This window comes from Aerosakkonema sp. BLCC-F183, from assembly GCF_041929145.1.
In the GTDB taxonomy this organism is placed as follows: Bacteria; Cyanobacteriota; Cyanobacteriia; order Cyanobacteriales; family Aerosakkonemataceae; genus Aerosakkonema.
Genome location: NZ_JBHFNU010000111.1, coordinates 1 through 19363, shown reverse-complemented (window position 1 = coordinate 19363; position 19363 = coordinate 1). Strand labels below are relative to the sequence as shown.

20 protein-coding genes are annotated in these 19363 nt (G+C 44.4%); 10 read left to right on the top strand and 10 right to left on the bottom strand.

All coding sequences use genetic code 11. The annotated features are described in order from the left end of the window. Positions 1-14: 14 nt before the first annotated feature. Positions 15-1223, bottom strand: a complete 1209-nt coding sequence (locus ACE1CD_RS32585) for an RNA-guided endonuclease InsQ/TnpB family protein (RefSeq protein WP_374790315.1) — start codon at positions 1221-1223, stop codon at positions 15-17. 363 nt (positions 1224-1586) lie between these two features. Here ACE1CD_RS32585 and ACE1CD_RS32580 point away from each other — a divergent pair, with 363 nt between their 5' ends. Beyond that, positions 1587-1973: a gamma-glutamylcyclotransferase gene (locus ACE1CD_RS32580; protein ID WP_374790313.1), complete on the top strand. Its 387-nt coding sequence runs from the start codon at positions 1587-1589 to the stop codon at positions 1971-1973. 59 nt (positions 1974-2032) lie between these two features. Beyond that, on the top strand, positions 2033-2713 hold the full coding sequence (locus ACE1CD_RS32575) for a tetratricopeptide repeat protein (protein ID WP_374827406.1): 681 nt from the start codon (positions 2033-2035) through the stop codon (positions 2711-2713). 62 nt (positions 2714-2775) lie between these two features. On the opposite strand, the gene puuE is transcribed toward ACE1CD_RS32575, so the two are convergent. Beyond that, positions 2776-3693 (bottom strand): allantoinase PuuE, encoded by a 918-nt coding sequence (puuE, locus tag ACE1CD_RS32570; RefSeq protein WP_374827405.1) that lies wholly within the window; start codon positions 3691-3693, stop codon positions 2776-2778. 107 nt (positions 3694-3800) lie between these two features. Here puuE and pucL point away from each other — a divergent pair, with 107 nt between their 5' ends. The 3 genes from pucL to uraD all read left to right on the top strand — a co-directional run bounded on the left by pucL (position 3801) and on the right by uraD (position 5666). After that, the gene (pucL, locus tag ACE1CD_RS32565; protein ID WP_374790307.1) at positions 3801-4721 is read left to right on the top strand and encodes a factor-independent urate hydroxylase; all 921 of its coding nucleotides are present in this window, start codon (positions 3801-3803) and stop codon (positions 4719-4721) included. Positions 4722-4727: 6 nt separating this feature from the next. After that, positions 4728-5090, top strand: coding sequence for a hydroxyisourate hydrolase (uraH, locus tag ACE1CD_RS32560; RefSeq protein WP_374827404.1), 363 nt, complete (start codon positions 4728-4730; stop codon positions 5088-5090). An 87-nt stretch (positions 5091-5177) separates the two neighbouring features. Then, positions 5178-5666, top strand: a complete 489-nt coding sequence (uraD, locus tag ACE1CD_RS32555; RefSeq protein WP_374827403.1) for a 2-oxo-4-hydroxy-4-carboxy-5-ureidoimidazoline decarboxylase — start codon at positions 5178-5180, stop codon at positions 5664-5666. A 16-nt stretch (positions 5667-5682) separates the two neighbouring features. On the opposite strand, the gene ACE1CD_RS32550 is transcribed toward uraD, so the two are convergent. The 3 genes from ACE1CD_RS32550 to ACE1CD_RS32540 form a co-directional block, all read right to left on the bottom strand. Beyond that, entirely contained in the window at positions 5683-5856 is a 174-nt protein-coding gene (locus tag ACE1CD_RS32550) for a hypothetical protein (RefSeq protein ID WP_374790301.1), read from the bottom strand. Then, positions 5853-6200: a hypothetical protein gene (locus tag ACE1CD_RS32545; protein WP_374827402.1), complete on the bottom strand. Its 348-nt coding sequence runs from the start codon at positions 6198-6200 to the stop codon at positions 5853-5855. Before ACE1CD_RS32545 ends, ACE1CD_RS32550 begins: the two co-directional genes overlap by 4 nt. 181 nt (positions 6201-6381) lie before the next feature. Continuing rightward, positions 6382-6513 carry a hypothetical protein gene (locus ACE1CD_RS32540; RefSeq protein ID WP_374827401.1) on the bottom strand — a complete coding sequence of 44 codons (132 nt, stop codon included), beginning with the start codon at positions 6511-6513 and terminating at the stop codon, positions 6382-6384. Positions 6514-6712: 199 nt separating this feature from the next. Between ACE1CD_RS32540 and ACE1CD_RS32535 the strand changes: the two genes are divergently transcribed. Next, positions 6713-9517, top strand: coding sequence for a C2 family cysteine protease (locus tag ACE1CD_RS32535; RefSeq protein WP_374827400.1), 2805 nt, complete (start codon positions 6713-6715; stop codon positions 9515-9517). Positions 9518-9927: 410 nt separating this feature from the next. Here the strand turns inward: ACE1CD_RS32535 and ACE1CD_RS32530 are convergent, their stop codons facing one another. Next, positions 9928-10086, bottom strand: coding sequence for a CopG family ribbon-helix-helix protein (locus ACE1CD_RS32530; protein WP_374827399.1), 159 nt, complete (start codon positions 10084-10086; stop codon positions 9928-9930). Between the two features lie 148 nt (positions 10087-10234). Here ACE1CD_RS32530 and ACE1CD_RS32525 point away from each other — a divergent pair, with 148 nt between their 5' ends. Next, positions 10235-10405 carry a hypothetical protein gene (locus ACE1CD_RS32525; RefSeq protein WP_374827397.1) on the top strand — a complete coding sequence of 57 codons (171 nt, stop codon included), beginning with the start codon at positions 10235-10237 and terminating at the stop codon, positions 10403-10405. Positions 10406-10550: 145 nt separating this feature from the next. On the opposite strand, the gene ACE1CD_RS32520 is transcribed toward ACE1CD_RS32525, so the two are convergent. From ACE1CD_RS32520 to ACE1CD_RS32505, 4 genes are all read right to left on the bottom strand, one after another. Next, the gene (locus ACE1CD_RS32520; protein ID WP_374827396.1) at positions 10551-10943 is read right to left on the bottom strand and encodes a hypothetical protein; all 393 of its coding nucleotides are present in this window, start codon (positions 10941-10943) and stop codon (positions 10551-10553) included. A 126-nt stretch (positions 10944-11069) separates the two neighbouring features. Further along, on the bottom strand, positions 11070-11903 hold the full coding sequence (locus ACE1CD_RS32515; RefSeq protein ID WP_374827395.1) for an N-acetylmuramidase domain-containing protein: 834 nt from the start codon (positions 11901-11903) through the stop codon (positions 11070-11072). Positions 11904-11981: 78 nt separating this feature from the next. Continuing rightward, positions 11982-12878: a peptidoglycan-binding domain-containing protein gene (locus ACE1CD_RS32510; protein WP_374827394.1), complete on the bottom strand. Its 897-nt coding sequence runs from the start codon at positions 12876-12878 to the stop codon at positions 11982-11984. Positions 12879-12895: 17 nt separating this feature from the next. Beyond that, on the bottom strand, positions 12896-13183 hold the full coding sequence (locus ACE1CD_RS32505) for a hypothetical protein (protein WP_374790293.1): 288 nt from the start codon (positions 13181-13183) through the stop codon (positions 12896-12898). Between the two features lie 192 nt (positions 13184-13375). On the opposite strand from ACE1CD_RS32505, the gene ACE1CD_RS32500 reads away from it, so the two are divergent. The 3 genes from ACE1CD_RS32500 to ACE1CD_RS32490 all read left to right on the top strand — a co-directional run bounded on the left by ACE1CD_RS32500 (position 13376) and on the right by ACE1CD_RS32490 (position 19186). Then, positions 13376-17104 carry an NB-ARC domain-containing protein gene (locus tag ACE1CD_RS32500; protein WP_374827393.1) on the top strand — a complete coding sequence of 1243 codons (3729 nt, stop codon included), beginning with the start codon at positions 13376-13378 and terminating at the stop codon, positions 17102-17104. Between the two features lie 339 nt (positions 17105-17443). Then, a complete protein-coding gene (locus ACE1CD_RS32495) occupies positions 17444-18238 on the top strand; it encodes a sulfite exporter TauE/SafE family protein (protein ID WP_374827392.1) in 795 nt (264 codons plus the stop codon). 24 nt (positions 18239-18262) lie between these two features. Then, positions 18263-19186, top strand: coding sequence for an ion channel (locus tag ACE1CD_RS32490; protein WP_374827391.1), 924 nt, complete (start codon positions 18263-18265; stop codon positions 19184-19186). Positions 19187-19363: the final 177 nt, after the last annotated feature.

The window sequence follows — 19363 nt, the reverse complement described above, 5'->3', positions numbered from 1 at the left end:
TTGACACTCTCCCGTTAAGCTAACGCTATAACGGGAGATTCTTGTTTCATAGAGAAACGCTTTTTAGTGGAACCACTAACGAGACTTACATCCTCTCCACAAGCTTGAAATTCGGTATGGCCTACCGTATTTGTTGATAGAATCCTAATCCCCTCTTCCCTCAAATTTTTCGTGGCGTTCCCATCCCTATCGTGATGGTTTCCACATTCAGGACAAGTCCATTCCCTATCTTTCAAGGTAAGGGAATCATTCTTAAACTTGCAATAATTACAAAGCTTCGTACTAGGGAAGAATCTATCAACCTCTACAAGAGTTCCACCAACTCTTTTCAACTTGTAGCCTAAGAAGTTTACCAGCATTCCAAACCCAGCATCTAAAACAGATTTAGCCAATTTGGTGCGTGCTAGTCCTTTTACACAAAGGTCTTCTACTACAATGACTTGGTTTTCGTCAACTAATTTACGAGAGAGTTTATGCAGGAAATCCTGTCTTGTATTTGTGATTTTCTGGTGAACCTTGGCTACTCTTTTAACCTGCTTTTTTCGGTTATTAGAGCCAAGTTTTTTTCGAGATAATGATTGTTGTTTCCGTCTTAATCTCTTGGCGTATTTCCTAGTAGGTTTAATTGGCTCAACCTTGTAAATGGTTTCTCCATCAAAAACCGTTACCAGGGAGTTAAGACCTAAATCAACTCCCGAAATTTTACCCTGTTTAGCTTTTGGGGTATCTTCGACTTCCAACGAAATAGCGGCAAAATATTTATCCGTACTGTCTTTTGTGACAGTTACGGACTTGATTTTGCCGCTTATCTTTTTTGAGATTACTGCTTTGACAATTCCCAACTTGGGGAGTTGGATCCCATTACCTTTTACCGAGCAACCTGCTGGGTATCTCACCGATTGCTTCTGATGTCTGCTTTTGAACTTCGTCAAATTAGCCCGATGTTCAAAGAAGTTCTTGAATGCTGCTTCTAGGTTTCTGAGCGATTGTTGTAATGCGGAAGAAGACGCTTCTTGTAGCCACAGAAAATCTTCATGTTTCTTCAATTGCGTCAGGTCTTTCGCCATATCGCCATAGCTCATTCCCTTCCCAGTCTCTTGATATTGAGTGTTTGTCTTGTTTAGGTAATAATTCCAAACGAAACGGCAACAGCCGAAGTTTTTGGCTAAGGCTATCTGCTGTTCTTTGTTTGGATACAATCTTACCTTTAAAGCTGTTTGCATCTCTCTATCAATCCAGGGTTGTTAATAGTTTAGCGTTGAGAAACGCTTTTGTCAAACCATACTGATTCGCTATGGCTCAATTAATTAGCTGGTCGCAAGAAGACTCCCGTTAAGCTAACGCTATAACGGGAGTTTTCTTGCGACATTATGATAAAATTTTAACGCAGAGTTACGGGCAACGTATCGAACCCTTGGGAAATTATGATGCAAATGTTCATATTGAACATTTTTAGGTAAACGGCATCATCAAGATGTCGGCGATACGAAAATTTTAATTATGCTGTGTCCTTACAGGATATTCGACCCGAAATCACCAAAAAAATGATATTAATTATAGAAAGCGAAAGAAAGGATGAAAGTCAAATGGAATCAAAGCGCTTCTTTATTTGCGGTTCGGCGCTACGGGGTCAACCCGATCACCAAAATTTGCAATCTGCCAAGTTTATCAAGGAGGCAGTTACCTTGCCAAAATACCGGATGCACGCTGTAGAAAAAGATTGGCATCCCGGTGTTTATGAGGTAGCAGAAGGAGGCATTGCTATTGCAGGTGAGGTTTACGAATTGACGGCGGAACAATACGATTATTTACTTTCTACAGAACCACCTAATTTGTATGCAGGAAAGGTAGTTTTGTCAGATGGGGAAGAAGTTACCGCGATGCTGTACCCGCGAGAGTTAGCAGAACAATATCAATGGCCTGATGTTTCTGATTTTGGCGGGTGGGCAGCTTATAAAAAATCCAAACAGTAGTTGCTGAGGTGGGAACTTAATTGTCTTTCAATAAGACATTATTGGTGTACCTCAATATTATGCCAACGCTCGTGCGATCGCAAATTAAAATCCTCGCCTTCATTCCTCTCCTAGTTTCTGTTCAACTCCCTTTGTTGTACTATTTTTCAGCCTCATCTTTGGCAAGCCAAGTCGAGGCTGAAACAGTACGCGATCGCCAAGCTGAAGCAGATAGATTGCAACAACAAGGTTTTGCACAAGCGCAAAAAAACCGCCAATACGAGGCGGCTTTAAACTCTTGGCAAAAAGCGCTCACAATTTATCGAGAAATTAAAAATCGTCTTGGCGAGGCCCAAGCTTTGGGAAATATTGGATATGCTTATTTTCTGATCGACGATCGGGAAAAAGCTATTCAATTCCTTCAGCAGGATTTAGCGATCGCACGTCAAATTAAACACCGCCAAGAGGAAGCAGATGCTTTAGGAAATATCGGCACTGTTTACTATTCTCTGGGAGATTATCGCCAAGCAATTGATTACTACAACCAAAGTTTAGCCATCCAAAGGGAAGTGAAAAACCGCCAAGGCGAAGCGATTTGTTTGCAAAATTTGGTGACAGCTTATCGTTATCTCGGTGAATACGATAAAGCGACTGGATACGAACAACAAATTTTTGCGATCGCCAACACTCAAGCAGAGGCGAATTCAGCAACGCGCCTCTGGCAACAATTCAAAATAGTGGAAAGATACCCCAACCTTTAGTACAATTTTCTAATTGTAGGTTGGGTTGAGCGATAGCGAAACCCAACACTGTACGATCGGAATTATTTTGGCTGGAATGGATGATTTTTAATCCAATGTTCCGCAATATCAATCCGGCGACAAATCCAAACTTTTTCGTGCTTTTGCACATAGTCTAAAAATCGCGCCAGTGCAGCCGTTCTTCCCGGTCGTCCCGCCAGCCTGGTATGCAATCCCACAGACATCATCTTCGGTGCTACTTCGCCTTCTTTGTAAAGCACATCGAAAGCATCCTTGAGATAAGTAAAAAAGTCATCGCCGCTATTAAATCCGGGCGCAACCGAAAATTTCATATCATTATTATCGAGAGTGTAAGGTATCACGAGATGCGGTTTTCCTTCCACTTCCACCCAATAAGGCAAATCATCATTGTACGCATCAGAATCGTAGAGAAAACCACCTTCTTCTACAATTAACCTGCGCGTATTTAAACTCGGTGCGTAACGACAATACCACCCCAACGGACGACTACCAGTGGTTTTTTCCAGCGACTTAATCGCACGCTGAATATGTTCCCGTTCCTCCTCTTCACTTAATAAGTGATAGCCGATCCAGCGCCAACCGTGACAGCAGATATCGTATCCAGCCTCAACAATAGCGTCTGCCGCCTCTGGATTGCGCTCCAAGGCCAATGCAGCACCAAAAACGGTAATTTTGATCTCGCGTTCTGCAAACAGCCGCATCAACCGCCAAAACCCCGATCGGCTGCCATATTCGTACACCGATTCCACGATTAAATCCCGATTTCCTGGCCCCATCGACGCACCGGGAACTTCCCACAAATAAGTTTCCGAACGATCGTCCCCATCGGGGATAGAATATTCCGAACCTTCCTCGTAATTCATGACGATTTGTAAAGCAATGCGGGCATCTCCCGGCCATTTTGGGTGCGGTGGATTCGCACCGTAACCGACCATATCGCGGGGGTAAACTGTAGTCATGGCAACTTCCTCTTTTTGTTATTTTTGTTACAGTTATTTGGTACAATTTTTTGGGATTTTAAAGAGCGAGGCTTTTTAATATTATCAATCTAAAATCTCAAATCGATATGAACTACGAAATCAGCTACGGTAAAGAAGAAGTTACGGTTTATCGCACTTACGGTAAACCGATGTCGGGATTGACAAAAATACCTGAGTCGGCGTTTGCTGGCAAAGAAAATATCCTGTTTGCTGTCGATGTTGGCGTGGAGGTGTTTGGCGATAATTTTCTGCCAGCTTATACAGAGGGTGATAATCGAAATGTGGTCGCTACGGATACGATGAAAAACTTTGTTTTGCAAAATGCGATCGCATACACTAACTCTACCCTAGAAGGTTTCCTTTATTTCCTCGGTCAGCAATTTTTGGCGACTTATCCCCAAATGTCTTCCCTGCGGATAACGGGAAAAGAACAACCGTTTATGGCGGCGTCAGTTCCGCAAGATGGTACTTTTACAGATAGCAATGTTTTGTTTAGTAGGCTGCATGACGATAGTGCGATCGCAACTTTCTATATTAACCGCGATGGCGATAATATAAAAATAGTATCTCACGAATGCGGACGAGTTGGATTCCAACTCATTAAGATTACGGGAAGTTCTTTTGCCAGTTTCGATCGCGACAACTATACCACATTACCCGAACGGATCGATCGACCCCTATTCATCTATCTCGATGTTTTCTGGAAATACACCGATGCGGGAAATGCAATCAACCCCGATTTATCCCAATACATTGCACCCGAACAAGTGCGCGATTTGGTGCAAGTTGTCTTCCATGAATTTGTCAGCAAATCGATTCAGCATCTCATTCACGAAATGGGAACTAGATTGTTAAATCGTTTCCCCCAAATGGCAGAAGTTTCCTTCACCGCTCAAAATCGTCTTTGGGATAGCGCATTTGTTTCCGAAGATAACGAAAAAATCAAATCTTATTGCGATCCGCGTCCTCCCTACGGAATGATTAAATTAACAATAACCAGAAATTAATCAAGAATGGCAGGTAAACTCACCACTCACGTACTCGATACAGCGAAAGGTATTCCCGCTGTAAATATGAAAATAGAATTGTGGTTTCTTACCCCGCAGGATGATGGTAGAAAGTTACTTAAAATAGTGCATACAAATCAAGATGGACGTATTGATGCACCATTACTTTCTGAGGGTGAATTAGAGGTAGGTGTTTACGAGTTGATATTTGAGGTGGGAGAATACTTTACCGCACAGTCAATTAAAACGCCTCAACCACATTTTCTCGATCGCGTTCCGGTGCGTTTTGGGATTGCGGATATTGACGCGCATTATCACGTCCCTTTGTTGGTGTCGCCTTGGTCTTATAGTACTTATCGCGGGAGTTAATAGGATTTAGGTTTAACCGCAGATATCAGCAGATAAACGCAGATGAACGCAGATGTATATTAGAATTTTGGTTGGGAATATAGGGTAATGGAATATCAAATAGCTGAAATAAATGAATTGAGTCAGCCAGATTTTATCGCCACTTTGGGTGGAATTTTTGAAGATTCGCCTTGGGTTGCTGAAAGAGTGTATGATAAGCGACCTTTTGCAGATTTATCATCTTTGCATCAGGCGATGGTGGAAGTGGTGCGAAATGCAAGTTTGGAGGAACAGTTGGAACTAATTCGATCGCATCCGGATTTGGGTAGTAAAGTTAAAATGAGTGAATCTTCCGTGCAAGAACAAGCGGGTGCGGGATTGGATAGGTTAAGTAGTGAAGAGTATGAGAGATTTCAGTTGTTAAATAAAGCATATAAGGATAAATTTGCTTTTCCTTTTATTATTGCGGTGAAAAATCATACTAAAGAAAGTATTCTAGATGCGTTTTCGATGCGGTTAGAAAATAGTCGGCAAGCTGAAATAGAACGCGCTTTAGAAGAAATTTATCAGATTGCTTGGTTACGTTTATCAAACTAAGAAACGCCTGGAACGTTTATTCAGCACTGCTAACTTGCACTTCTTTCTCTTCTCTAATCTGCGCCATTCGTTTTTGGTATTTTAAGGCGATCGCAGTTGCTAACTCAGACATTTCTCTTGCTTTCTGTTCGGCGTCTTTAAAAACTTCCAGCATTTCAAGTAATGTTTTTTCATCCGGTAATTCTTTCATGGTAATCCCCTTAAGAAGTTGAGAATTTGTTCGACTCGTGTTTTTGCTTCTATCACCCGACCTAGCAGGTTTCCCAAATCTTCACCAGACTCCTGAATCACTTCTGCTGGTACATTGACTGGTGAGAGAGTCTGCGCGATCGCTTGGATTTGACTTCGAGATGTTTCTGCGAAAAATAGAAGTGCGTTAAGGTAGGCGAAATACTGAACAAGTATAACATTTTCTGGAAAATTAGACATAACTCGCCTGAGTATATCTAGCCCCACAGTTGCTTCTTGCACCATCTCATCAATTTCCTGGTGTAATCTATCAATGATAACTTGGATTTCTGGCGGTATCAGCATCTCTCTTATTGCGCCCCCGACGAAAGTTTTCCATTTTGCCAATTAGAGAACAGCTTATCTCATCCGTGCATCTATTTATATTGCTGTGCGCGATATTCGCACAAGCACAAATAATGCCCTTCCGGTGTCAAAACCTGCTTTAAACCGCCTCAATTCCGTTGGGAGTTTTTTTCCTCCTAAATTACGTGCAACGCACGCGCAGCAGCGTCTTCAAATCCAGAAACCTTGTAAGGAGTTGGTTTTTCTCCCGACAGGGACAGGAGAGGAGTTCTTGAATCAAGGCGAGATAGGCTTGACGCCGTTGTTCGTTCATTGCACTATGCCCGCTACGTAAATTTTTGTTAAATCAACTATTGTCATCTATCTAAAGTAGTGTTTTTATAAAAACAGCAGTATTCTTTTCGATAGCCTGGGCAATTAACAAGTTTTCTTGACTAAGTGATGCGTCTATTGAAGCTGCCCTCATCCCTCGCATTGAGGATAAATTTGTCCATTCTTCAGGAGTGCAATTTGTGTCTGACAATTTTTTGGATTTGAACAACGCAGCCAATACATTTGCAGCCAGTTCCGAAAATCCCCTTGGTCTGCCCATTCGCGGTCTTGGTGGCAGCGATCGCATCAGCGGTTGGGGCAATGCGGATGTTATCTTGGGCAACACTGGGGCTGATATCATCTCTGGTTTCGAGGGGGCAGACGCCCTCTATGGCGGTCGTGGGGCTGATTTGCTTTTCGGCAACCAGGGAGCAGACCAGATCCTGGGAGAACGGGGCAATGATGTCATCTTTGGGGGGCGCGATAATGATGTCTTGTTGGGCGGGGAGGGTGATGATTTCCTCGCAGGAGATGCTGGGACGGACATCCTGACTGGGGGCGATGGCTCCGATGCGTTTGTCTTGGATATCCGCCATAGCACCACCGATCGCGCCCTCGCCGATGTCATCACCGATTTTAGTAAAGACGGCGAAGATGTATTTGCCCTGACTGATGGGGCAAATGATGCCCTTACGGAAGCAGATCTAAACCTGGAAACCGTTGGCTCTGATACCTTTATTTCCTTGAAGGCTACGGGAGCGATTTTAGCGCGGGTTCAGGGAGTGAGTGCGGAACAAATCACCGGAACTTTCAGTACTGTGCGTGCTACCCTCGACGATACCGAACCTGGGGCGACTACACTGAGCTTGATACCAGGGAAAGCGACTGTTCAAGGACAAGTGGGCGATGAGGATTATGTAGACTTTTTCCAATTCCAGGTAACAGAAACGAGCATTGTTGACTTCAGTCTGACTGGCTTGAGTGCAGATGCGGATCTGGCGCTGTATCAGGATCGCGATGCCGATGGGGAAGTGGGAGAGGATGAAGTTATCTCCCAGTCTGTGCGATCGGGCAATGCCAATGAAACGATCGAAAATGTCACCCTCAACCCCGGAAATTATTTCCTATCAGTGGAACAATATGAGGGAGACACGAACTACAACCTCAATGTGGCAGGGGTTGCAGGGACTGTAGCCCGGGATTTGGCGGGTTCTCAAGCCAGTACCGCTCGCCAGTTGCCACCGGACGGTGAGGCAGAATTGCATGACTATGTTGGTGGAACCGATGCGGTGGATACCTATCGCTTGGAGGTGATCAATGAGGGATATCTGGATGTGTTCACCGATTACCAGGAAGCTGCTGTCAACCTGAATTTGTGGAGCGATCGCAATGGCAACAACCAGCTGGACATCGATGAGATCGTTGCCCAGGGGACGAATGAAATTCAGCTGGATAGCATCAACCCAGGCACCTATTACGTCAGCGTGACTGCCCCTGGTGTGCCAACACCCTACGAAATTAGTGCCATTAACTCCCCCGGTAGCCGCGTTGATACGGAAAGCTATAACACGCTCTTCCCCGGTCTCCCCACCACCGGAACCCTCAGTCAAAAAGATGACTCCGATCCGAACGATCCGGATAACTACGCCGATCCCTATCTCTTGCCCGATCTAGGGGCTGGGTTAACGGTGACGGTGACTCAGGAATCAAAGGATTTCGATGCTTATCTAAGAGTGGTGGATCTGATCACTGGCGAAGTAGTTGCAGAAAACGATGACATCGACACCGCAGGCGGCAACTATGATGCTCGAGTGAGTTTCACGACACAGCAAGAGGGTCAATATGTGGTGTATGCCTCCAGTGTTGATGCTCCGGGGGTTGGGGACTACAGTTTGAATGCGACGGTGACGGGGACGCCGACGCAGACCTCTATCAGCACTGCCAGTGTAAGCAATTCATCGTCGAGTTCTCAAGAGCTGACACCGCTAACGAACCTTACAACAAATGTCGGTGGAACACCGGTAAAGTTTGACTTGGTTGTTCAGCCCCTCACTGGAGGTCAGATTAATTCAAAACCAATAAACGCCATGCACCAAGGTGGATTCGGCGATTGCTTCTTTATGGCAGCCCTGACAGCCACCTTCGGCAAAATCGAAGATCTCAGCACTGCTGCCTCCAAGGAGAGTACGGTGCTTAATAGTGCTATTACTAACGATGGCAACAACTACACCATCTCTTTCAACGACTATCAACGCCAATCAGTGCCCATCACCGTGGACAACCAGGTGCTTGCCTATCCGACGAAATTCAATTACAAAGGCCGGATGGTAGAACTTAATGTATCAGATATGTTGTATGGGGCAAGATGGGCTCAATCCTCCAAACCGACCGATGCGTCGGGACAACCCATCTGGGCTTCCATTTTTGAACGGGCTTTTGCTAATTTGCAAGGAGGATACGAAGCCATAGCCAACGGTGGTGATCCGGGGCTGGCTCTTGTAAATATTACGGGTGGTCAAATCAGCGAACTTTTTAGTTGGAAGAATGACTCCCCCACGAATCCAGAATATAGCGTGTATAACTCTCCAAGTATAAGATTGGATCCAACGCATGGGTGGGTGTTCAGCGGTTTTCCGTCAGGCACGACGCCTAATGAAATCTTTAAGAGCATTCAAACTGCATTGGATGGGGGTGGCTATGTCGTGGCTGGAACACCCGGCACCAATGACCAGAAGCCATTATATAATGGGGTACTACAGGAAGGTCATGCTTACAGTGTCCACAATGCTTATGTTGATGCCCAGGGTCGGCAGATGATCTTACTGCGGAACCCCTGGGGACAAGACAATAGTGGAAAAACGATAACAGAGGAGAATGGAGAACAAAAAATACTACCAGTATTTGCAGAAGAAGACCCGAGTCGAAACTTTGACGATGGGTTTGTGGCTATCACCTTCGATGCGTTTTTGAAGAACTATTACAGCTTGCGTCTGATGAAGCCGTAGTCCCCATAGGATAAGTTAATTATCCTGTCAGTTTCTTATCACCCAACCGTTAAGTAAGTGGGCGGACGGAAATAAACTGACATCTAGGCAATGAGAAACCCGGTTTTTCAAAGAAACCGGGTTTCTGGCTTGGGTTTACAGCTTTCCTGTTATGTGACGGCTGCACTATTAATATTGCCGAAAAAGTCTATAGATACGTTGCCTTTGGAAAGTCAGACCTACTGGGGGAGAGGTTTAAAAAATAGCGATAGATGGAGTTTTGAGATTTTCGGAGATGTCTGATTATAAGCTGCGTCTAAATCGGAAACAGCAAGGCGACTCGAAACGATTTTCATTCACCCCACCTAGCAAAAGCAGCAGCTACTTCCTTGTCGCTGGGGCTTTGGCGCTGAAGCGCAACAACGTACCTTTTATTTGATATGGTCTAGCTGCCACTGGTATACTTGTAGGTAAGAGTCGATCGCTTCTTTGAGTAGGTCAGTGCGATCGCGATCGAACACCGATGCAATTTCATCAAGTGCTTTTATTTTCTCAGTATCCAGGCTAAAAGTGATGATTTCTTGGCTCACAGTCAACCCCAACAGGTAGTAATATCATTATTTTATTTAATTGAGGCGGTTTTGGATTAGATGAGTCAGCCCGCCATCCCACCAAAGATTCAAACCCCTGCGCCATAGCGAATGTCCTCTTTAGAGGACTGGTGGTAAGAAACTGAGTTTGTGTGGTTTTTCAGTCGGTTTTAACCGACTTTCGCTATTAGACAGGGAATTGATTCCCTGTCGGTCTGTTGGGCTATCGGGCTGTCGGGCTTTTGGATTGCGATCGATCTTGGGTTATGGTTTGGTGGGGATGTGCGATCGCGCTTTTCCAAATATATCCCAAATCTAGTAAATTGTCCGTTGAAATCTTCTACCAATCTACTTTTTCAATTACCACAGCGTAACGCATTATTCCTCCAATTGCAATAGGTTGGTTTTCACATCGGCGAAATCCAACCTACAATTTTTTATTAATTTTCCCAATACCTATATTTCTATCTCAATCCGGTACTGCGAACAATAACGCTAGCACCTTTCCTTACCGTTAACGTTGAGGGCGCGTTACCGTTCTCAGTTATCGGAGAAGTAATCGCATAAGAATATTCTCCATTGCGCCAAGCCCTGGTGCAAACTCCATCTCGGCAACTAACTGTACCGTTCCTTAAAGAGATACAGCGATTTTTAGTATCGCATCCTCGATAAGTTAAATTCCCCGTTCCGTTTACACCATTCCAGGAGTTTTCATTGCCAATAGTTATCTGCCATTGTGCGTTCCTTAGAACTGTATCGGCAAGACTTGGCGATGTGAATGCGAAAAATCCGCTGGCGATCGAACTTAGGCCGATCGCAGAAATTAAGCACTTGTTTGTAAAGTTTTTTAAGTTCATAATCAATTTGTGTCACTACTTTTAAAGTTAACCCAAGTTTTAGCTCTGGTAATTCACCCATTGTAGCGATTTTTGCCATAACCATAGTACCTTATTAGGGTACTATGGTTATGACTCATGAAAAATTTAGTGCAAAATTGCTACTGAATTTGACCAGCGATCGTAAGCACGAGCAAGTTTACCATCATAATTATTGGCGCGGTAACTTTCGCCATTGTAATTGTAAGCAAACTTAGCCCAATTCCGATTTTTTAAGAAACCTGCCAGATTTTTACTTTGCACATACGCCACAAAAGCTTCTAATTGTTTGCCTTCGGAAGCGTACATCGCCGCCACGAAATATTCTACATCGTTGAAACCGCAGAGATTGTGATTAAATCCCATAATTTGAAACAAACCCCAGGATGCCGATTTCAGCGCCGCTGACCGATTTAAGCTGATAGCTTCCTCTAGGCGCGGGTATTCCTTAGCGCCACCTTTATACAGTTCTCGCTTCCATTTTAAGCTAGAAATATGAGGGTGACTCAAGTCATACCGATGATTAGTAAATTCTGAGAACTTGTGAGCTTCAAACAGAATTTTCGGTCGTCCATCTTTGAGAAAACCGTTACCGTTGCTTTCTACTTCTACCACCGCTTTGATAACAGGTATCTCACAATTTAGTAGGTCAGCAGCTTTGGTATAATCGCGATCGGATAATAGGCGCGATTCCAGGGGAAGAGAATTTGCTTGGATGAGCAGTTTAGCTGTTTCCTTGGTAATGACGCCGCTGGGTAAATGGAAAGCATTAGTAAAAGCATCGAGAGCCGCTCTTGTTTTAGGGCCAAATAACCCATCTGCACTTTGAGGCGGTAACAGTGAAAGCGAACTGAGACGGACTTGAACTTGCTGGGTTAGTTCTCGATCCATTTGTTCAAATTTAACAGAATTGTCTTGGTTGTAAATATCTTGGAGTTTCATTTTATTAAATCCCGATCCGGGCTGAATAGTTTATCTGATTTCTCTTAAGTAGGGTGGGCATTGCCCACCCTGTTACTACTACGAAGCTGGGAAAGCTTGAGCTAACTTGTCGCCAGCAATAACGGTTGTGAAGAAGACGTATTTGTTGTTTAATTGATAGCGAACGTCTTGCTTAATTAGTGCCATAAACTCCCGGTGACCTTGGCGAGATTGACCGACTAAACAACCAGCACTAGCTCCTTCAACTTTAGACATATCAAAACCCCAATGCTGGTTGATGAAAAAGTTAGCACCGATATCGATCGCATCCCCATTCCGAATACCATCTTTGTTGCGATCGCGATATACTTTCACCGTTCCACATTGTACCAGCGCTTCATGAGGATCGCGACCGCTACCGTAATGCGTTCCTACTTGCCAAGCTTGGTATTGTCCAAAATCAATTCGGGCGACACCATTAGCATTTTGAGGATGTTGAGTAGACCAATTTCCGGGTTCGGTTGTTGCTAGCCAGTTCCCCACAATTTTGGGAGTTCCTGTAGCTATTTCAATCACCATCCGGCGATCGTTCCATTCATTGAAAGTATCCCGGTTGGGTTGGCCATCAGCAGAAGCGCCTTCGAGATAAACAATGTTGTAGCGCTTCTCGCCCACCGCCACAAAGTAGTGCTTATCGCGCATATACTTAATAATCCGGCTGGCTAAATCGTTGCTCAACTTCAGCGGAATTGCTTCCTTAACTTCCAGCAGCGCTTTGCTAGTTTGTGGCCCCAATCCCGCCTCTTGAATCTTCAGGATAGATTGCAAGTATTTCAGCGCTTGTGTGGAAAAGAAACCAAACTTACCGTCAACTGGTGGATCGAGCAAACCGAAACGAAACAGGTTAATTTGGACTTCTTTGGCAAGTGCAGTGTCTTGGGCTAAAGTTTCTAAAGAGATAGTGTTTGTGTTGGCAATAATATCGCGCAGTTGCATAAAAACCTCGTTAAATATCAAGAGTTGCTAGTTTCCAAATCGGACTTGTTTGGGCCAGGTAACCAGTTCGGTGTATAAACTGAATTTTCAGCTTGCACCCGTCCGGCTAGAGTTGCACCAGTCGTAGCCAAAATAATCACGATATTTACAGTGCGATCGACCGTGATTTTCTTTTCTTTGACCGCTTCACCAACAATCGGCGCAATTGCCGCTACCGCTGTTAATGCTGCTGCCCAGAAAGTTTTGCTGGCAAAGATGCTTTTGGACTTTGTTTCTGATAAGATTGGTTGGTTGATAGCGTTCATTTGATTTCGACCAACTCGTTTGCTTCATGAATTAAATCTAACTTCGTTCTTTCTGGTGTGCAGTGAGGAAAAGTAGTAAATAGTCACAAGCTTTTGCTCAATAACCAAGGGGTTAAACTCACCCAAAAAGGCGAGCGCAGTCAGAAAAAGTAAGTTAATATTATAAAAATCGTTGAAATCTCTATTAATAAAATGAATGTTGCCGAAGGTCTAGTTATCGTAGATCGAGTTCTGCACTCAGAAAAGCTCGATGATGTTCAAGAGCAGATACTTCGCCGCTCCTGGGAAGGAGAGACTTATTCAGATATGGCAAAGGAACTCGGCTACAATCCGGAACATATCAAGAATCGTGGTGCTGAGTTATGGAAAATCCTTACTCAAGCTTTCGGGGAGGAAGTAACTAAAAGTAACTTTAAGTCAGTTTTGCGTCGCTGGTCGCTGCAAAGCCCCTTAGAAGAAGCTACCTCTCCCCCAATTCCTCTCCTACAAAAAGAGCCAAGCATTATAACTCCCCCCTCACCTACTAGGGAAGAGGGGTCTGAGGGGTTATCTCATAGAGATATCAAGCATTATCAAAATTGGGGAGAAGCGCCGGATGTCTCCGTTTTCTACGGTCGCACGGAAGAACTGGCTACCCTAGAACAATGGATAGTAAAAGAACGCTGTCGTCTGGTGTTGCTACTCGGTATGGGGGGAATCGGTAAAACTTCCCTATCTGTAAAGTTGGCAGAACAGATTGAGGATAAATTTGAATTTACGATCTGGCGAAGTCTCCGCAATGCTCCTAAACTAGAAGATATCCTGACAGATGCGATCGAATTCCTTTCCCATCAACAAGAAACCGAATTACCCGAAACCGTAGATGGTAAGATATCTAGGCTGATTCATTATTTACGCCAACATCGCTGTCTATTGGTACTGGACAATTTCGAGACCGTACTGCGCGATGGCGATCGCGCCGGACACTATCGAGAAGGATTTCAGGAGTACGGCGATCTTTTGCGACGATTGGGAGAAGAACGCCATCACAGTTGCTTAGTGCTGACCAGTCGGGAAAAACCTAGAGAAATCTTTAGATTGGAAGGAGAAAAACTACCCGTTCGCTCCTTATCTCTGCCAGGTTTAAAAGTTCAAGAAGCACAAGCACTAATTAAGGCGATCGGTTCATTTTCCGGTTCGGAAAATGAATGGAGCGCCGTAATTAAATATTACACAGGCAACCCACTAGCCTTGAAGATGGTGGCGGGTGCAATTCGAGATGTATTTGATGCTAAAGTTTGTCAATTTTTGAAATTTTTAGAACAAGGAACAGGGGTTTTTGATGATATGCGCGACCTATTAGAACGTCAATTCAGTCGCTTGTCAGATGCAGAAAAAGAGATTATGTATTGGCTGGCAATTAATCGCGAGCTTGTTTCTTTCTCCGAACTGCGCGAAGACATTATATCATCAGAATCGAAAAGAGAACTCCCTAATGCTTTAACCTCTCTGAGACAGCGAGCCTTAATCGAGACGAGCGCATCGTGGTTTACGCTACAGCCAGTAGTAATGGAATATGTCACAGACCAATTAATCGAGGCAATTCAGGAAGAAATAGAAACGCTAAAACTAGAATTATTTAATAATATATCTATTTATAAAGCGTTAAGTAAAGATTGTATTAGAGATGCCCAATTGCGCTTTATACTAAATCCAATTAAGGAAAGGTTACAGGAGTATATAAAGGGCAAAAGCCTGGAAGGACATTTAATTCAACTGCTCTCAGAAATGCAGAAAACTCCGCAGCTAGAACCGGGATACGCAGCCGGAAACGTCCTGAATTTGCTTATTCAAATGAAAGCCGATTTAAGCGGATATAACTTTTCCAATTTAGCAATATGGCAAGCATACCTGCAAGGCGTAAATGTAAGGAACGTGAATTTGTCAGGTGCGAATATAGCTAAATCCGTTTTTATGGAAACCTTCGGCATTATTATGTCCGTAGCAATAACGCCGGATGGGAAACTTTTAGCTAGTGGCGATGTAGATGGAGAAATTCGCCTGTGGCAAGTTGCTAGCGGTCAACTAATTTATACCCATCACGCACACGCAGATTGGGTATTTTCAGTTGCTTTCAGTCCGGATGGCAAAACTCTCGCTAGCGCCAGTGCCGACCAAACAATTAAATTATGGGATATTTCCGATCTGGATAATATTCAACAAAGTTTTACTCTGAATCAAGAGGGAGAGCATAGAAATTGGATACGATCGATCGCCTTCAGTCCCAATGGTCAAACTCTCGCAAGTGGCAGTGTCGATACCACAGTTAAATTGTGGGATATATCTACAAATAAATGCCTCAAAACTTTGCAAGGACACAACAAAGGCATCTGGTCAATTGCTTACAGTCCCGACGGTCAAACTTTAGTAAGCGGTAGCGACGATACAACCCTAAAGTTATGGGATATTAATAGTGGTAAATGCCTCAAAACTTTGACAGGACACAGACTTTCCGTTTTGTCAGTTGCCTTCAGTCCCGACGGTAAAACAATCGCCAGCAGCAGTTTCGATCGCACAGCAAAACTCTGGGATAGCAGCACAGGTGAATGCCAATACACTTTAACGGGACAGCAGGGACACAGAGATATCATTCGAGCGGTTGCCTTCAGTCCCGATAGTAAAATAGTTGCCAGCGGCAGTGCCGATACTACCGTAAAAGTGTGGGATGTCAGCACTGGTCAATGCTTAAATACCTTGCAGGGACACAAAAGCTGCATCTGGTCACTTGTCTTCCATCCTTTGGGTAAGACCTTAATAAGTGCTGCGGACGATCGTACCTTAAAACTCTGGGATACTCGCACAGGTGAATGTTTGAATACCGCACAGGGATACAGCAATTGGATACAGTCAGTCACCTTTAGTCCCGACGGTAAAACTCTCGCCAGCGGTAGCACTGACTACATCATCAGATTGTGGGATATTAACACAGGTAAATGTGTCAAAACCTTGCAGGGACACAAAAATTTGATCCAGTCAGTCACCTTCAGTTCCGATGGTAAAACTCTCGCCAGTAGCAGCGCTGATTTTACCGTGAAAGTATGGGATGTCAGCACCGGTAAATGTCTGAATACTTTTACAGAACATCACCTTTGGGTTTTGTCAGTTGCCTTTAGTCCAGATGATAAAATCCTGGCAAGCGGTAGCAGTGATGGAACGGTAAAATTATGGAATCCCCGCACTGGTAAATGTTTGCAAAGTATTGATTTGCAAGAAGAACAACATCAGGAACACGAACTTTGGAGTTGGGAAGTAGCTTTCAGTCCCGATGGTAAAATTCTCGCCAGTGGCGGAGAAGATTCAGCAGTAAAACTCTGGGATATTTCCAACATCGAAAACTGTCAGCACGTCACCACTTTGCGAGGGGAAGTCGGTCATCATAAGGGAGTTTGGTCAATTGCTTTCCGTCCTCAGACCGATAACTCGCGTTCAATTCTAGCAAGTTGTAGCGAAGACGCAACTATAAAGATATGGGATATTTCCGATCTCAACAACTGTCAGTGCTTAACCAGTTTGGATGCACACGACAAAGGAGTAGAAGCGATCGCGTGGAGTTTTGACGGTAAAACTCTCGCCAGTGGTGGTTGCAATAATACCGTAAAATTATGGGATGTGGGTAATTTCGATAATTGCCAGCGCATCAAAACCTTAGAGGGACACGAGCGAAAAGTGCGATCGGTCGCCTTCACTCCAGATGCTAAAATTGTAGCCAGCGGCAGCGAAGATGGCACCATTAAGCTTTGGGATGCGAACACAGGTAATTGCCTGAATACCCTGATACCGGAAAGACCCTACGAAGGAATGAATATTACTGGCGTTATCGGCTTAACTGAAGCTCAAAAAACCACACTGATCGCTCTTGGCGCAGTCGCACAAGAACAATAAAGGTATTTGCAAGGTTTGGGGTGCTAGAGGCGGTTTTTTTTGAACGCAACTGCGGATAAAATCGCCCCTACCATAGCTAGTAGACCGAGTGTCAAGAACTGAATCCATATTCCAGACATATCATACCCTATCAAAGCAAGGATTTACACATCTTACCAGAGAGAGTTCCTAAGTTAATTATCAAGTTGCCAGTTATACTCAAGAGTAAGATGCGCGGCTCAATTGCACAAGCCTTTCTAAATTCCCAACACCACGAGTATTTGATAATTGCAAATTTGAGATTTTAGATTTTAAATTTAAAGGAAATCTACAATCTCAAATATAAAACCTAAAACTCACATGACACCTACCAGTTTATTGATTTTGGCTGCCGCTGGCCTATTTGCGGGAATTTTAGCCGGATTTTTGGGCATTGGCGGCGGTACGGTACTTGTACCCTTTTTGGTCGCATTTAAGTATACGCCGGTGCAAGCCGTTGGCACTAGCAGCCTGTCGATTTTGATTACAGCTATTTCTGGCAGCATACAGAACTGGCGCATGGGTTTTTTCAGCTGGCAAAGGGTGTTGGCGATCGGATTTCCCGCTGTAGTGACAGCACAAATCGGCGTTTGGATAGCCAGCCGCATTCGCCCCTCTTTTCTGCTAGTAGCATTTGCACTACTTTTACTCTTGAACATCTACTTAGTCCATCTGCGTCAGCGTCTAAGTGCGAGAGAGTCTGTGGGAGATCGGGAGCATACTCAGTCCCCGATCGCCAAAAGTATTGCTAGAATTGCCACTGGGGGTGCAGCAGGCATACTGGCTGGTTTGTTTGGTGTTGGTGGTGGAGTAATTATGGTGCCCCTACAAATGCTACTCTTGGCAGAACCTATCAAAGCTGCCGTTCAGACAAGTTTAGGTGTCGTAGTAATTACAGGTATGTCAGCTTGTGTCGGTCACTTCTTAAAAGGCAATGTCTTACTTTTAGAAGGACTGATTTTGGGATGTGGTGGCTTCTTAGGATCTCAGATTAGTACGCGCTTTCTACCCAAATTGCCCGATGAAATTGTCAGTTTAGCTTTTCGCGCTCTGCTGGCAATTCTATCAATTTATGTATGCTGGCAAGCATGGCAAAAATATAATATAAATCAGTAAAATTTTGAGCCTGAGCGACAGCCAATGAAAAAAGACCGCCACCGCCTCAAATTGCCGCGCCTTGCGAACTTGTATATCTCTTTGGGAGGCTCGCACGACCGCCGCTTCAATGTCATCCGTAAAGGCTCATCTCATTCCCACTGGCGCGATTCATACCACTGGCTGCTCACCCTTTCTTGGCCAAAATTCCTCGCAGTAATTGTGCTGTTTTATTGCGCCGCTAACGGACTGTTTGCCTTAGCATATTTGGCAGGAGGAGATTGCATTGCAAACGCCCGGACTGGCTCATTTTTTGATGCCTTCTTTTTTAGCGTTCAGACGATGGCTTCGATCGGCTACGGGGCGATGTATCCCAAAACCGATTACGCGAATTTTGTCGTGGCGATCGAAGCTTTGATCGGTTTGATGGCCCTGTCTATGGGTACGGGGCTAATGTTCGCCCGCTTTTCTCAACCCACTGCTAGGGTTTTATTCAGTCGCAACGCCGTAATTGCTCCTCATAACGGCGTACCGACGCTGATGTTCCGCACTGCCAACGAACGCCACAACCAAATTTTGGAAGCCCAAGTGCGGGTGAGTTTAATGCGCGATGAAGTGACTTTAGAAGGGCAACATCTGCGCCGCTTCCACGACCTCAAACTGATTCGCAGCTCGTCCCCCATCTTCGCGCTCACTTGGACGGTGATGCACCAAATTAACGAGACAAGTCCTTTGTTTGGGGCGACACCTGAGTCGCTAGCAAATAATAATATTGAGTTTATAGTTATGCTAACCGGGCTTGACGAAACGGTTGCCCAAACTATACACTCCCGTCATTATTATACGGCAGAAGATATCCTTTGGAATATGCGTTTTGTCGATGTCTTTTCCAGGACGCCTGACGGAAGGCGTGCGATCGACTACTCTCACTTTCACGATGTTGTCGTTATGCAGGATAATAATAGATAACTTTCAGCTATTTTCCAGTGCGATATAAGTTCCAAGGAAATCATCATGAATCTGACTGGATATCAACTCAACACGGAATTATATAACGGGTCGAGAACTATTGTGTATCGCGGTGAACGCGAGGCGGACTCGCTACCAGTAGCGATCAAACTACTAAAAAACCCCTATCCCAGTTTC